Annotated in this window: 12 protein-coding genes and 1 pseudogene; 7 read left to right on the top strand and 6 right to left on the bottom strand. The window is 56.2% G+C overall.

Annotated features, from left to right (window positions below; all coding sequences use genetic code 11):
* Nucleotides 1–21 precede the first annotated feature (21 nt).
* Nucleotides 22–1,575, bottom strand: coding sequence for a hypothetical protein (locus tag NZ705_07080; GenBank protein ID MCS7292719.1), 1,554 nt, complete (start codon nucleotides 1,573–1,575; stop codon nucleotides 22–24).
* Nucleotides 1,576–2,135: 560 nt separating this feature from the next.
* Here NZ705_07080 and NZ705_07075 point away from each other — a divergent pair.
* The 3 genes from NZ705_07075 (at nucleotide 2,136) to NZ705_07065 (ending at nucleotide 4,366) form a co-directional block, all read left to right on the top strand.
* On the top strand, nucleotides 2,136–2,513 hold the full coding sequence (locus NZ705_07075; GenBank protein MCS7292718.1) for a hypothetical protein: 378 nt from the start codon (nucleotides 2,136–2,138) through the stop codon (nucleotides 2,511–2,513).
* A gap of 19 nt (nucleotides 2,514–2,532) precedes the next feature.
* Complete coding sequence (locus NZ705_07070) at nucleotides 2,533–3,894, top strand: Ig-like domain-containing protein (GenBank protein ID MCS7292717.1); 1,362 nt, start codon at nucleotides 2,533–2,535, stop codon at nucleotides 3,892–3,894.
* A gap of 133 nt (nucleotides 3,895–4,027) precedes the next feature.
* Nucleotides 4,028–4,366 carry a hypothetical protein gene (locus NZ705_07065; GenBank protein ID MCS7292716.1) on the top strand — a complete coding sequence of 113 codons (339 nt, stop codon included), beginning with the start codon at nucleotides 4,028–4,030 and terminating at the stop codon, nucleotides 4,364–4,366.
* Nucleotides 4,367–4,457: 91 nt separating this feature from the next.
* Here the strand turns inward: NZ705_07065 and NZ705_07060 are convergent, their stop codons facing one another.
* From NZ705_07060 to NZ705_07050, 3 genes are read right to left on the bottom strand one after another with little or no spacing between them, the layout of a single operon-like run.
* A complete protein-coding gene (locus tag NZ705_07060; GenBank protein ID MCS7292715.1) occupies nucleotides 4,458–5,444 on the bottom strand; it encodes a hypothetical protein in 987 nt (328 codons plus the stop codon).
* A gap of 29 nt (nucleotides 5,445–5,473) precedes the next feature.
* Nucleotides 5,474–5,905 carry a hypothetical protein gene (locus tag NZ705_07055; GenBank protein ID MCS7292714.1) on the bottom strand — a complete coding sequence of 144 codons (432 nt, stop codon included), beginning with the start codon at nucleotides 5,903–5,905 and terminating at the stop codon, nucleotides 5,474–5,476.
* Between the two features lie 41 nt (nucleotides 5,906–5,946).
* Complete coding sequence (locus tag NZ705_07050) at nucleotides 5,947–6,822, bottom strand: AAA family ATPase (GenBank protein MCS7292713.1); 876 nt, start codon at nucleotides 6,820–6,822, stop codon at nucleotides 5,947–5,949.
* 65 nt (nucleotides 6,823–6,887) lie between these two features.
* Here NZ705_07050 and NZ705_07045 point away from each other — a divergent pair, with 65 nt between their 5' ends.
* From NZ705_07045 to NZ705_07035, 3 genes are read left to right on the top strand one after another with little or no spacing between them, the layout of a single operon-like run.
* A complete protein-coding gene (locus tag NZ705_07045) occupies nucleotides 6,888–7,565 on the top strand; it encodes a hypothetical protein (protein ID MCS7292712.1) in 678 nt (225 codons plus the stop codon).
* 8 nt (nucleotides 7,566–7,573) lie between these two features.
* Entirely contained in the window at nucleotides 7,574–9,112 is a 1,539-nt protein-coding gene (gene purH, locus NZ705_07040; protein ID MCS7292711.1) for a bifunctional phosphoribosylaminoimidazolecarboxamide formyltransferase/IMP cyclohydrolase, read from the top strand.
* 3 nt (nucleotides 9,113–9,115) lie between these two features.
* On the top strand, nucleotides 9,116–9,826 hold the full coding sequence (locus NZ705_07035; GenBank protein MCS7292710.1) for an N-acetylmannosamine-6-phosphate 2-epimerase: 711 nt from the start codon (nucleotides 9,116–9,118) through the stop codon (nucleotides 9,824–9,826).
* Between the two features lie 562 nt (nucleotides 9,827–10,388).
* On the opposite strand, the gene NZ705_07030 is transcribed toward NZ705_07035, so the two are convergent.
* Both NZ705_07030 and NZ705_07025 read right to left on the bottom strand, forming a co-directional pair.
* A complete protein-coding gene (locus NZ705_07030) occupies nucleotides 10,389–11,675 on the bottom strand; it encodes an efflux RND transporter periplasmic adaptor subunit (protein ID MCS7292709.1) in 1,287 nt (428 codons plus the stop codon).
* A 41-nt stretch (nucleotides 11,676–11,716) separates the two neighbouring features.
* The gene (locus NZ705_07025) at nucleotides 11,717–12,742 is read right to left on the bottom strand and encodes a hypothetical protein (GenBank protein ID MCS7292708.1); all 1,026 of its coding nucleotides are present in this window, start codon (nucleotides 12,740–12,742) and stop codon (nucleotides 11,717–11,719) included.
* Between the two features lie 202 nt (nucleotides 12,743–12,944).
* On the opposite strand from NZ705_07025, the pseudogene NZ705_07020 reads away from it, so the two are divergent.
* Nucleotides 12,945–13,844, top strand: a pseudogene (locus tag NZ705_07020) (methyltransferase domain-containing protein).
* Nucleotides 13,845–13,878: the final 34 nt, after the last annotated feature.

Raw genomic sequence — 13,878 nt, 5'->3', positions numbered from 1 at the left:
CCTTCACTCTTGCCTATCTCTTCACTTTTGCTCACAAGTGAGCACTCTATCCACAACAGCGCTTGGGCTAGCACCTTCAGTCGCCAATACAATTTTTGCATTGGCATAATCCCAGGTGTAAGTCGTCTCGCCGCTGAGAATGTCAGTCTCAATGGTCGCGTTGTCCCCTAGTAAGTCAATGACATCTTCTACAGTTACACGTTCCCTTTCCACACGCTCAACTAGTTGCGCGCAAGTTGCTTCTGAAAAACCATCTAGCTTTGCACGAGGCAAGGCAATTTCAGGATTAGGACGGCTTAGCCGCAAGAGAAATCCCCCAAAAGTTGCTATGAGAATGCCTAAAAAACTTACTCCCACTACGTACATTGCTAGACCTCTAAAACGAGCATACTTCATTAGTTCATATTCTTCCGGATCACCTATGATCCGTACGATTGAACGACAAATACTCCCAATCCAAGCGCCAGCTAAGCCACCAACCAAACCATAGGCCACCCAGGGAAGAAATAAGAGTGTAATAAAGTAAACAATTGTCCCTGGAATCAGAGCCAAAACCAACAACACAATGTGAGTAACTAGAGCCTTTGCGCTCATGCGACCAATTATCAAAAACTGTACTTCATTGCATAGGCTAAGATACCACCCGCCAAGGAGAGACAGTAAAAAAATAAGCTTACTTAGGATAGAGATTGAAAGGGTAATTGCTTGGCCAAAAATTGTAATGCCAATTGTCAAGGTGAATAAGAAGAGAAGAGAAAATGCTATGGTCAACGAATTGACGCTTGATTGATGGCTAGAGCTAGAGCGCGTTGCGGTTGGGGGAACAGATGACCGACGGCTACTGGGGACTGATAGAGAGCCTTTCGGTTCTGCCAAGCGAGCTTCCCGTTCCTGGCGCCGGCGTTCTCTTTCTGCTTCTTTAGCGGCTTGAATCGTCGCCTGCACTGTCTCTAAAGTCTTCTCTGGGTTGGCGCAATAGCGGCTCATCCAAATGGCAAAACTGCGCATATCTTCATCAGAGAAGGAACGCGCCCGCCCTAACCAGGCCCGCATTGTTTCCGACCAGGTTTGGGTGTTCACTGCATCGGGATTCCGCAAAAACTTCCCTAGTTCCTCCAAAATGGCTTGCTTCTCCGTATCCGTAAACCCATGAAAATCTCGAATCAACTCGGCAATGGATAACTTGGGACTGGGCAGGCTGGCAGTTAATAAACTCCGATTGCGGGTGAAACAATACTTGGAGAGAGTAAATGGCTCGGGTTCAGCAGCGGCGGCAACAAACGGATTTTCAGTGGAGGGCGCAGTGACCGGCGTTTTGAGAAGGGGTAGGCTTTCTTCATACTCAACTTCCTCTTGTCCGTACACGCGCCCATAAACAGCGACGTACTGGATTTCCGGCAAGTCCATCTGTCCGACTAGCTCAGCAATTCGACGGCTGAGGGCGGGGTAATCGGGACGGTCGCCCGTGCGGTTAACTACCACTTGGAGATAGGGAGCCGCCGAAGCCACCTGTAAGACTAAACAGGGGTCCTGCAAAGCTGTTTCTAGCTGTCGAAGAATTGTAATCTGGTTCATAACCTTCCCTTAAACTCAACACAAATTTTGCCGACCAATTGATGCCCCTAATTTCCACAAACCCAATCTAACCAACGGCTTATTCATTGTCAATCTTGGGCAGATTTTTTAGACTAGATAAAGCTTAATGTTTTCTAGTTAAATTCTATGCATATTAAACCTAAGAAAATTGATGAAAACAGATGGAGTTTGAAGGAGCAGCTTGCCAGGCGTCATTGCCCTTGGTTCGATGGAAAATTTTCTGCTGCATCCTGGGAAAGAGCACGGGCGGGCGTTAGAAACCCCTGGCTCCCCCACTGGTACGCACTAAACCTGATAGAATGACTGCAACAATATCCATGCAACCAACTACTTTATCGCCAAGTCAGCGCTTGCTTTACGCCTACTCGATTTAGCTTTAAGATAGAAATGCGATTAAATAATATCCCTGGCTTATGCTTTAGCTGTCTTGCATTATTGACTAATCTAGATAGGCTAAAAGCCAGTACAGATAATTTTTGCTTTACATTTACTTGGCTAAAAGGTAGATTGTTAGTGGTATTATGTGGCGGGGGTGTGGTATGGCAAAAGACGAGACGCGGCGTTTAAGGCCAGCTTTGCTCCAGGCGGACCAGGAGGCCTTGGCGGCGCTGCTGGCGTTTCCCGATTACAACCCAAGTAATCCGGCCTACCGGAAGGAGGTGCTTCAGGAAGCGCTGCAAACGATGAAGGAAAAACAGGCTTTAGAGGTTCAGGCGTTGGCAGCAGCCAAGGCGGCGCGGGATGAGGCCAACCGCAGTGAATGGCGATTCCATAACTTGATCCTGGGAGCGAAAGAGCAAGTGATTGCCCAGTACGGACGAGATTCGCTGCAGGTGCAGGCGCTGGGGTTACGCCGTAAATCTGAGTACCGGGGGCGCACACGCCGTTCCAAAACGGCTAACGCTGAATCCATTTGAGGCTCAAGGGACGCAGGTGATGCTCAAACAGCCATTGGACCGGGCGGCGGTGACGGTTTTGATTCTCCTGGCGCTGGTGACGGTGTTGTTGCTCAGCGGTGGCGACCGGTCGCGCCCGCGCGTGCAGCAGTTCTCCTGGCAGGAACGGGTCATCGGGGCGCAGGACCAGGCGTTTATCTTGACCTTCAATCGCCCGATGAACACCCGCACGGTGGAACAGGGGTTGCGCATCACGCCGGAGTTGCGGGGCAAGGTGAGTTGGGCGGGACGGCAAATGGCCTACACGCTGCTCGAACCAGCGCCCTACGGTCAGGCTTACCAGGTGACAATCACTGGCGCACAGGATAAGTTTGGTCAAGGGCGAGAGATGGAACCCTTTACAGGCCGGTTTCGGACGCGGGACCAGGCGTTTATCTACGTGGGAACGCAAGGGGATGAGGCCGGACGCCTGGTGTTGCACAATCTGACCCAGGGAACGCACCGGGTGTTGACGCCCCCCGAATTGGTCGTGTTGGACGCCCAACCTTTGCCCCAGGCGGATCGGATTGTGTTCAGCGCCCAGAAACAGGGCGACCCCGCCGTTGCAGTGGCCATTTACACGGTGACGACGGGCTTGCAGTATGCCACGCCGGAGGGAACGCCCCCCCGTCGGGAAGCGGGTCAGGTGGCCACGATATTGCCCAGCGAAGGGTTTCAGAACTTGAAGTTTGACCTGGCGCCGGATGGTCAAAAGCTCATTGTGGCGCGGGCAGGTTTGGCGCCTGGGACGCCTTCGGGCCTGTGGCAGGTGAGTTTGCAGGGTGACCGGCGGGCATTGGCAGTTGGTCTGGAGGGCGATTTCCGGGTGACGCCGGATGGTCAGAATTTGGTGATGGCCAAGGGTCAAGGTCTGGCTTTGATGCCGTTGCAGCCGGACGCGGCACCGCTGGAGTTTTTACCCAAATTCGGCCAGTTGCTAGAGTTTGACCGGCGGGGTACACGGGCCTTGATGGTGAAGTTCAACAGCGATTTCACCCGTTCGCTGTTTCTAGTGGGTGAGACACAGGAGCAGGAGTTGCTGCGGTTGCGCGGTTCGATTTTGAGCGCCTGTTTTGACCCACGCCGGCCCTGGGTGTACGTGCTGGCAACGGAAGCAAGTGAAACCACCAATTTTCAGGAGTTACCATACTTGGCCGCCATTGTCATACCAACGAAGCAAATCCTGCCGCTGGTGCAATTTGCCGACCCGACGCCTCCCCACATGGCCCTTTCTCCCGATGGCCGCCAGATGTTGCTGGAGATGAACGGGCACCTGTGGCGACTCCCGTTGGGCGCCAATCCGGTGGGTCAACAGCCGCAGGACTTGGGTCTCTGGGGACGACAGCCCCGCTGGTTACCATGAAGACGGGTTGAGCAATTCTGACGCTGCTGCTGGTGGATTCGTCGCCGTGTTTAACGTGGAATCGGGAAGCGCAGACCTGCAGGGCTAGCAGGTGCATGTCTGGGGGTTTTCCGAAGTGGAAAGCAACGCCTGGATGAAAATGTTTCGACAGGCGAGCCAATGGGACTACCGCTGGTTGCTGGGACGCTCCGAGAGCAGATACTCTACGATGCCCATTGACCTACCTGCAACACGAGGAACTGGAGCACATCAATGGTGGTGGAGTTTGAATTTCGACCGGCTCGGCAATTTGCATCGGGGCAATGGGCAAACGGCGAGTCGTCGGCATCAACAGGCCCAATTGCTCAACGAATGGGCGCGCACCCAGACCTTGCCGCTGGTTTTGACTGGGATATTTCAACAGGATGCGGGCTTTGATTTCAACCCCAATCAACTCGGTGCTGGACTTTGTGTTTGCGTCGCTCAGAACTGACCCGCAGCCAGCGATATTTTGTACCCCGAACCGGAGTATTGTCGTCCTGCTCACCGCGCCACTTACAGCGACCACCGGCCTGTGCGGGCTGTTAGCATACCCAGCGGGGCATGACCTCGGCGCAGGTGAACAGCCCGTAATGCCCCTGTTGATGTAAGTGCCAACCCGCTTGCAGATACCCCAGCGCCGGGCCGCAGACATTTGCCGCCATGCTGGTCTCGTCCCCCAGGGTGAAGGTGTGGGTGGAAATTTTGCCTTCAAAGGTGCGGCCCGTAATTTTGACGTGGGTGCTAATGGGTTTGCAGGGGTTGCGGGTATCCACAACGCCGCCCACCGTCACGCGCTCTCGGGGGCAGATCCCGGCCCATTCCAAAATCACATCGTCGGCGTGTTCCATGTTCTCCAGGTACAACTTGCCGTCGGTTTGGTCTAGCAGGGCATTGATTTCTTCGTCGGTCATGGCTTGGGCTTTGGCCACGTCGTAGCCGGGGAGATGGGCAATGTCCTCACGAATAGTGGCTCGATAAGCTTCCCAGTTGGCGATGCCCACCCCAAAGCGAATTTCGACGCTCAGGATTTCTTCGTAGCTGTGGGCTGCCAGCGCCGCCGCTGCTGTAAGTAACCCAGGTGTTGCCCCGCAACCAGTGAGATAGGTAATGCCCCCCGCCTGGAAATCCGCCTGGAGTTGCCGTAGCTGTTCCACCGCGCTGGTGCGTTTGAGGGCATCCACCAGTACCCCCCGCCATCCCTTGCTCAAAAAGCGGCGAGCCACCTCCGCCATGAAGGTATTCGGCAAATTGGGCAGGGCCAGGAAGTACGCCTGGATGCCGGGTTGAGCTATCAGTTCACCCAGACTGTCGTCGCTCAGGACGCCCCCTGGTTCCAAGTAGCCGACAGACCCCCGTTCGCTATAGACCTTTTGACAGTGGGCGGGGGATAAACCATCGGGATGAAACGCATACCCTTTACGGTCGGCTACAGCGACCCAACGCACCTGCTGCCGCCGTGATACGAGACGGGCCATCGCCTGCCCCAAACCGCCATATCCCAAAATTCCCAAAGCCAAGGGTTCGGTCATGGGTGGATTTCCTTATCGGTTCATCGTTCTTAACTAGAATAAAACAAGCGCTTCTTCCTGACAATCTCAGCCCATTTCTCAAACGCCATCAGGACAATGACTGACATAGGATATCTGCCACACATCCCAATCCCCAAACCCAGAATTTGCCTTTGAAATAATACCGCAATTGACGGGGAAATGCTATTAACAAATTGAGTCAGGCCACGATATGCCGGATGGTTACGATTGGACATGCCAATCCAATAAAGTAAATGGATAGACAAAAATACCAAACCTGCTACTAAGGATAGGATTTCCAACGTCATCAAAGGGGTTGAGAAACGAGCTTTCATGCTTGTGATACTCGCTCCCTCGAAAAAATGGGCGATGAGTTGCGTGTAGATGCTATAGAAACCAATGATTATCCCACCAATGGCCAATGCAGCAACGGCAACAATTGCAATAGAGAAGCCACGCATACCACTGCTCCGAGGGTGGGCTATGCCAAGATTCTGTCATTTCATCTGGATTGGCGTGAGTGCCATTGATACAACCGCAGCCAGGCGACTTCCCACACTAGTTGGGGTTGCACATAATTGAGCAGGGCTTGGCGCGTTTGCTCCCAGATTTGCACCAGTTCCGGTTGCGGATACCGCCGCCAGTAATACATCTGCAAATAGTCAGTTAACCACAGTTGCGTGGCCGGTTCTAGGGTTTGGGTTAAATGCCGGGCCAGTTCCAACGCCTGCGCCAATGTCGGGGGAGTTGTTTCCAAGCAAGATTGCAGGTCAGGGGGGAGCGCTTGCCATTGCTGCCAATGGGTGATGGCGGCGCCGGGAGAACCACCCGCTAAGGCTAGTAACTCCGGCTTTTGTCGGATGTCGCGGTAACCTTGTTCATCCAAAACCGCCAATAAATCGTCGGTCGCCAGGGGATAAAAGGGAATAATCTGGCAGCGGGAACGAATGGTTTGGAGCAGTTCATCCGGGCGGTCGGCCAGCAAGAGCACATGACTATGACCTGGTTCTTCCAACGTTTTTAACAGGGCGTCTTGGGCCGGTTCGGTTAGGCACTGGGCTGATTCAATCACCACTAGCGAACGGTTGCTTTGCCAGGGAGTGCGACTCACAAATTCACTGATTTCCCGCACTTGTTCGATACGGATTTGCGGTGGCTGGAGACGGGTTGTTTCTCCTGGTTGCACCCACAACAAATCGGGGTGGTGACTCCCAGACCCTAGGAGGGCGTGGGCAAAACATCGCGCCGTTAACGCCTTACCGACGCCCGCTGGCCCCTGAAACAAATAGGCTGGCGCCACGCGCTGCTGGACCAACGCCTGGGTCAATAGCTGCACAGCTAGGGATTGCCCCCGCACCGGCTGAAAAAAACGCAACACCGGTGGGTCAAACGGCGCGTTACCACCCATAATATGAAGTATGGACGAACCGGCAAGGGGTGCGCATGACCACGAAAATTTCCTTTGCACCGACGGATGACGAATACCAGCGGCTCAGCGAACTCAAGTCGCAACTGGGGGGTTCCTGGAACGATGTGTTGAGCTTTTTGCTGGCGAAACTGGACGACCCAACGACCCAACCGGTTCACAAGGGGGTGGCGGAATTGGCCCAAACGCTGCATCTCTCACCGGCGCAGGTGATTGATTTGTTAGTTGCCAGTTACCACCAATCCAAAGGCCAAGCTGCTGGTGAACTCACGCTGGACGCCCTAGGACTGACACCAGAAGACCGGGCCGCTGTCGAGCAGTTAATGGCCAGTTCGGGCAAGAGCCTGCGGGAGTTGATTAAATATGGCTTGATGTTGCAAATTCACCCCGACAAATCGCCATCACCCCACGTGTTGACGGTGGAACAGGCGTTCAACATGCTTACCGCGTACAACGACCAGGTCGAAGACCCCAATCACCGGGTTTACATTGACATTGCTGTACTGGAAATGCAGGCCCAATGTGACCGGCGCACGGCTCAAGACTGGTACGTAGCCAATCTGGAACGGGTCAAGGCCCACCACAAAAAACACGGTTTATCCGAAGTGAATAACCGGTTACGGTATCGGCTGCTGGGGCATCCCTTCCGGGGCGTAGAACTGGTGGACGGGGTGTACCGGGAACGTCAAGGTTAACCCGCCGGATGACCAGAAAAGCCCTGCTCAGCGTCAGTGATAAAACCGGCTTGGTGGAACTGGCCCAGGCGCTGGTTCAGGAATTTGGCTATGAACTGCTCAGCAGCGGGGGTACGGCGCGGACGTTGCGGGCGGCAGGATTACCTGTGACGGAAGTCGCTGAATACACCGGGTCGCCGGAGATATTGGGGGGGCGAGTTAAAACGTTGCATCCCAAAATTCACGGGGGTATCCTGGCGCGGCGGGATGTTGCTCAGGATGTGGCGGATTTACAACGGTTGGCCATTGCGCCGATTGACTTAGTGGTGGTGAATTTGTACCCCTTTACCCAGACCATCCAGCAACCCGACACCACCCTCGCCGATGCCGTAGAGCAAATTGATATTGGCGGGCCAGCCCTGTTGCGAGCAGCGGCGAAAAACCATGCCTTTGTAACCGTATTGTGCAACCCCCAGCAATACCCCGAATTTCTCGCGCATTTGCGGGCGCACCAGGGCCAGACCACCCAGGCATTTCGCCAAGCCTGCGCCGCCCAAGCCTTTTGGCATACCAGTCAATACGACCAGCAGATTGCCGCCTATCTCACCGAACCCGCCGAACCGTGGCCCCCCTACTGGGCGTGTTACGGGACATTAGTGCAGCCCTTGCGCTATGGCGAAAACCCCCATCAACAGGCAGCCTGGTATCGCACAGGGAATGAACCGACCGGTTGGTGCAAGGCGCAACAACTCCAGGGCAAGGAATTAAGTTTTAACAATCTGGTGGACTTAGAAGCCGCCCGCCGGCTCATTGCCGAATTTCCCTTGGAGCAACCCACCGCGGTGATTATCAAGCACGCCAATCCCTGCGGTGTCGCCTGTGCAGACGATTTACTCACAGCATACCAGCGAGCGGTGCAGGCCGACCCGGTTTCGGCGTTTGGGGGTATTGTAGCGGTGAATCAACCCTTGGATGCGGCGACCGCCCAGGCCATGACTGAGTTATTCCTGGAGTGCATTGTGGCCCCTGGTTGTACAGATGACGCGCGGGCAATCCTGCAACGCAAAAGTAAAGTGCGGGTGCTGGTGCTGCCCCAGCTGCAGGAAAGGCCCTTGGCGGAAGTACGGATGATTAGCGGCGGGTTTTTAGTGCAGACGCCGGATGTCGCCCCTGTGCAACCCCAGCAGTGGCAAGTGGTGACCCAGCGCGCCCCGACACAGACGGAGTGGCTCGATTTGGTGTTTGCCTGGCGGGTGGTCAAAGGCGTGAAATCCAACGCCATTGTGGTGGCAAAGCAGGGAGTAACGCTGGGAATTGGCGCAGGACAAACCAATCGGGTGGGGTCGGTGCGACTAGCGCTGGCGCAGGCCGGGGAACAGGCGCAGGGAGCGGTTTTAGCCAGCGATGGCTTTTTCCCGTTTGGCGATTCGGTGCAAGCTGCTGCCGCTGCAGGCATTACCGCCATCGTGCAACCGGGGGGTAGTTTACGCGATAGCGAGTCCATCCAGGCCGCCGATGCCGCAGGTGTGGCCATGGTGTTTACGGGCGTTCGTCATTTCTACCACTGAGCGATGGGGTTGCTGCCGGGATTGATTGTGTCTTGCCAAGCCGAACCGGGGAGTCCCTTTTACGGTGAGACGTTTATCCGGGCGTTTGCGGAAGCGGCGGTGCTCGGAGGTGCAGTGGCCGTGCGGTTGTGTGGCGTAAACAACGTAAAAGCCGTACGTCCCCACGTCGCGGTGCCGATTATTGCCCTAACGAAAAGCGCTTATCCCGATGGCCGGGTGTTGATTACAGAGTCGCTGGCCGATGTCCAGGCGTTAATCCAAGCCGGCGCTGATGTGATTGCCGTAGATGCCACTTGGCGGGTGCGACCCCAGGGGATAACAGGAACGGAGTTCGTGCGCCGGATAAAGCAGCAATGGCCCCATACGTTACTTGTGGCTGATGTGGATACTGTCGAGGCGGGAGTTGCCGCCGCCGCCGCCGGAGCCGACTATATCGCCACGACCCTATCGGGATACACACCAGCGACGGAACATCAATCGCTAGACACACCTGACTTGGAGTTGATCCGGCAATTGCGTCAGCAGGTCTCCCGACCGGTGATTGCCGAAGGTCGGATCCGCACGCCTGCCCAAGCTCGGCAAGCCATGGAGGCTGGCGCCTATGCCGTCGTCGTCGGTTCTGCAATTACTCGTCCGGTGGAAATCACCCGCTGGTTCGTGACAGCATTGGCGCCGGTAGGTAATTCTGGCATGGGCAGCAACTGGAAACCTTGACGCTTTTGCCTTGCCTGCTGCTCAAGTACGCTAACTCAAATGTTTTCTGCTATAGCTGAGCAGCTTCAGGTTGTTACAGTCAAGTTATAGCTAAGCTGCTTTAGTTTGTCAGAGAGAGGAGAGAAAACCCAAAGGCCAGGCCGTGCGCTGGGACTCAAGCGCTGACAACCATAGATGGCTTGGCTATAGCCGCCTGTGGGGGAGACAGAAGCATAGAGACAGCAAAAAAAGTTATGGAAGAGAGTGCCAATTGTTTGGCGAAAACGGGCAAAATTTTATACTGATTCTTGGCCAGTTTATCGGCGGGTGATTCCAAAATCTCAACACGAAGTCGGTGTCAAAGGGAGTGGTAAGACGTCCTTGATTGAGCGCTTCAACAACACTCTTAGGCGGCGAGTTAGTCGCTTGATGAGGAAAACTCTGTCCTTTTCTAAAAACCTAGAAAATCACATCGGCATTATATTCAACTTCATCCACTACTATAATGCATCATTACTTACATAGCACTACCGGAAAACCAAAGATGGAGCCGCGCCCTGCGTAGATGACTCAGCTACAACGGCTACGAACGACTCGGGAACATCCCGCGCGGCACATCTACGAACACCCGCGTCCCAGGTTGTAAACCTTTCAACACCTGCGTGTACTCATTCAGCGTGACCCCGAGCACTACCGGCTGAAACCTGGGTCTTCCTTGGGCATCCGGCACTAGGACCCCTGTTTTCCCTCGTTCGGTCACCACCGCCACTGTTGGCACAGTCAACGCTTGAGGCAAGCGTTCGCCGATAAAAACGGCATCCACATTCATGCCCGCCCGCAAACGGTTTTGGCCACTGGTGAGTCGCACCCGCACCTCAAAAAAGGTCACGTTCTGCTCCACCACCGCCTCGGGCGCAATCAAAGCGACTCGCCCGTAAAACGTCTCACCAGGATAGGCGTCGGCGGTAATTTCAACGGCTTGCCCTGGTTGAATGCGGCTGATGTCGGTCTCAGCCACACGGGCCACCATTTCCAACTCGCTGGCGAGCGCCACAATCGAACTTGACACGGCTGAAGAAGTAGCCGACGTGAAACTGCTGGGGGTGACAAACGCCCCCACCGAGGCATAGCGCTGGGTGATGACACCGGCAAAGGGCGCCCGGATCACGGTATCGGCAATTTGGACGCGGAGAGTTTGCAGTTGGGCCTGGGCAGCCGCCACCTGGGCACGCGCTTGGGCAATCACCTCGGGGCGATTCCCTCGCCGGAGCAATTCCAATCGGCGCTGGGCTTCCTGCAAGACCGCTAGGGCAGTGGCTTCTTCAGTGCGGGCGGCCTCCAGGGCATCCAGGGCGATGGCCCCTTGGGCAAATAGCTCTTCATTGCGCTGCCGGCGTTGACGCGCCAGTTCATAACGAGCTTGCGCCGCTTGCACTTGGGCCTGCGCCTGGGCGATTTCTTCGGGACGACTTCCCCGCTCCAACTCGGCTAACCGGGCTTGGGCTTGCGCCAGGTTGGCCAGGGCCTGTTGTTTGCGAGCTTGTAATTCCGCATCATCCATCCGCGCGATGATTTGTCCAGCTCGGACCCGGTCGCCTTGCTGCACGTACAGCGCGACCAACAGCCCTGGCGTCTTGGGACTCAGGTTCACCCGCCGGCGAGGTTCAATCCGGCCACTGGCGGGGATACGCACCGTTAAGTCCCGTAGCGTTGCTGGTACGGTCAGGGCGTCTACTTCTAAAGTCCCGACGCCGCGCCGATTCCCTAGCCAAAGGCCCGTGCCCACCAGCACCAGAGCGCCCATCACTCCCACACCCAGCCAGTGGGGCGCCATTTTGAGGCGTTTGTCCACCCAACGCAGAAGGGTCATCGGCGGGTCTGCTAAATCTTTACCAAATTGTAAAGGTGCCCTTAGGACAAGTGCTCGAGGAGAGCTTGGGCGACCGTTTCATTGCCATCCGTAGCCAGGCGGTCGGCCGTCTGGGGCGGGCACGGGTCTAAGGCGAGAAATTCCCAGGGATGGGCGTAGAAATCGGCAACAGCAATTACCCGGTGGTAGCTATACTTGCGAAGGCCCTGCAGGAGTAGCTCCGCCTCGGCAAACCCCTGGCGCTCCAGGGAGTAAATCGGCACCCCCAGCCGGTAGGCTTCGGAATAGGTGCTGTAACCGGGTTTGGTCACCACCCGGCCGCACAGGGGCATCACATCCACGGGGCGATAGGGGGTCTGAAAACAGGGCCGCAGGTAGGGCAAGGCCGGCGCTTGCGGGTCAAACACCAAAAAACACCAATCGCTGAACCGCTGGAGTGCATCGTAGGGAATGTTCCGCAACCCAAAGCCGCCAAAGGCAAACAGCACCGTGCGCTCAGGGGGCGTGTCCACTTCGAGCTGCGCTCGCACCTGCTCTGGGGCAAAGCGCGGCCACTGTCCCGTCAACCCTACATCGGTAATCCGGGGAAACTCGGCCATCGGCTCACAAAAGGGCACTCGGAACAGGTGATGACAATAGCGATAGCCCTCGGCGTACCGGTCTGCCAGTTCCACAAACACCCCACCCCATTGCCGGTAGATGAAGTCCCACCCGAAATTGCCCGACATCAGACAGGGAATTCCTGCAGCCCGTGCCATCAAACCCGCCAGCGCTGGAATATCCGCAAAGATGAGATTGACCCCTGTCGCCCGCATATAGGCTACCTCTTGGGCGATGCAGTCCTCCGCTTGGCTGAGCAGAGCTTCCAATGCTTGGCGGGTAGCTGTCACATCCTGGGTTAGGCTATCCCGCTGGCGGACCCCCACATCCAAGCGCACCAGACGATGGGTAAACGGCGGCGGCAAGTAGGCTTTCAGATCCGATACGGCGGCGGTTGTAGCCAGGGTGATTCGCACCTGCGGCTGGCGGCGACGAACTTCAGCCACGATGGCCAGGGTGCGTGTCACATGACCAAGCCCGTGATCGCTAATCGCAACGTAAAGATGCGCGGGTTTCGTTCTGTCCATGGCCCCACTCTAGCACGCCAGCAGCTCCTGGCTAGAGATGCTACACTAGCAAGAGCCTGCAACCCCGTCCCGACGCGGTATGTTCCAGTTCTTCCTAGCCACATTCAGCTTACTGCTTGCCTTCATCATCATCGGTCTTGCCTTATACTTCCTTTTCCCGCGCAAGTACGAATCACCCGCGTCGGTGGCCCGTTCTTACGACGATTGGACGCGCGACGGCATCTTGGAGTTTTACTGGGGTGAGCACATTCATCTAGGGCATTATGGCGACCCTCCTCGGCGCAAGGACTTCCGCCAGGCCAAGGTGGATTTTGTTTATGAGATGGTGCGCTGGGCCGGGTTAGACCGGTTGCCGCCGGGGACAACGGTGCTGGATGTCGGGTGCGGTATTGGCGGAAGCAGTCGTCTCCTGGCGCGAGACTACGGGTTTGTCGTCACCGGAATTACCCTCAGCCCTGAACAGGTCAAACGGGCGCAGGAGCTGACGCCTCCCGATTTGCCGGTTACGTTTCAGGTGGCGGATGCGCTGGCCATGCCTTTTCCCGACGAGTGCTTTGACGTGGTGTGGTCGGTGGAGGCGGGTCCTCATATCCCCGACAAACAGCGCTTTGCCTGGGAAATGATGCGAGTGTTGAAACCGGGCGGTCTCCTGGTCGTAGCGGATTGGAACCAGCGGGATGACCGGCAAAAACCTCTCAATCCCTTGGAGAAATTCGTCATGCGCCAGTTGCTCGATCAGTGGTCGCATCCGGCATTTGCCAGTATCGAAGAGTTTGCCGAGGCGCTGGAGGCAACAGGACTGGTGGAGGGCAAAGTGATTACAGCCGATTGGACGCGGGCGACCCTCCCCTCCTGGCTCGATAGCATCTGGCAAGGGGTCGTGCGACCGGAGGGCATCGCGCGGTTTGGACTCATCGGGTTGATAAAATCCCTGCGGGAAGTGCCAACATTTCTGTTGATGCGCTGGGCCTTTGGCACCGGGTTATGCCGATTTGGGATGTTCAAAGCTGTGCGTGCGGCCCGTCCGGTGGCGGTGAATTGACATCCCCAATAGCGAAGCGGGGGGACGCCTTTGT

This window comes from Gloeomargarita sp. SKYB120 (genome assembly GCA_025062155.1).
In the GTDB taxonomy this organism is placed as follows: Bacteria; Cyanobacteriota; Cyanobacteriia; order Gloeomargaritales; family Gloeomargaritaceae; genus Gloeomargarita.
This window is presented reverse-complemented; position numbering and strand designations above follow the sequence as displayed.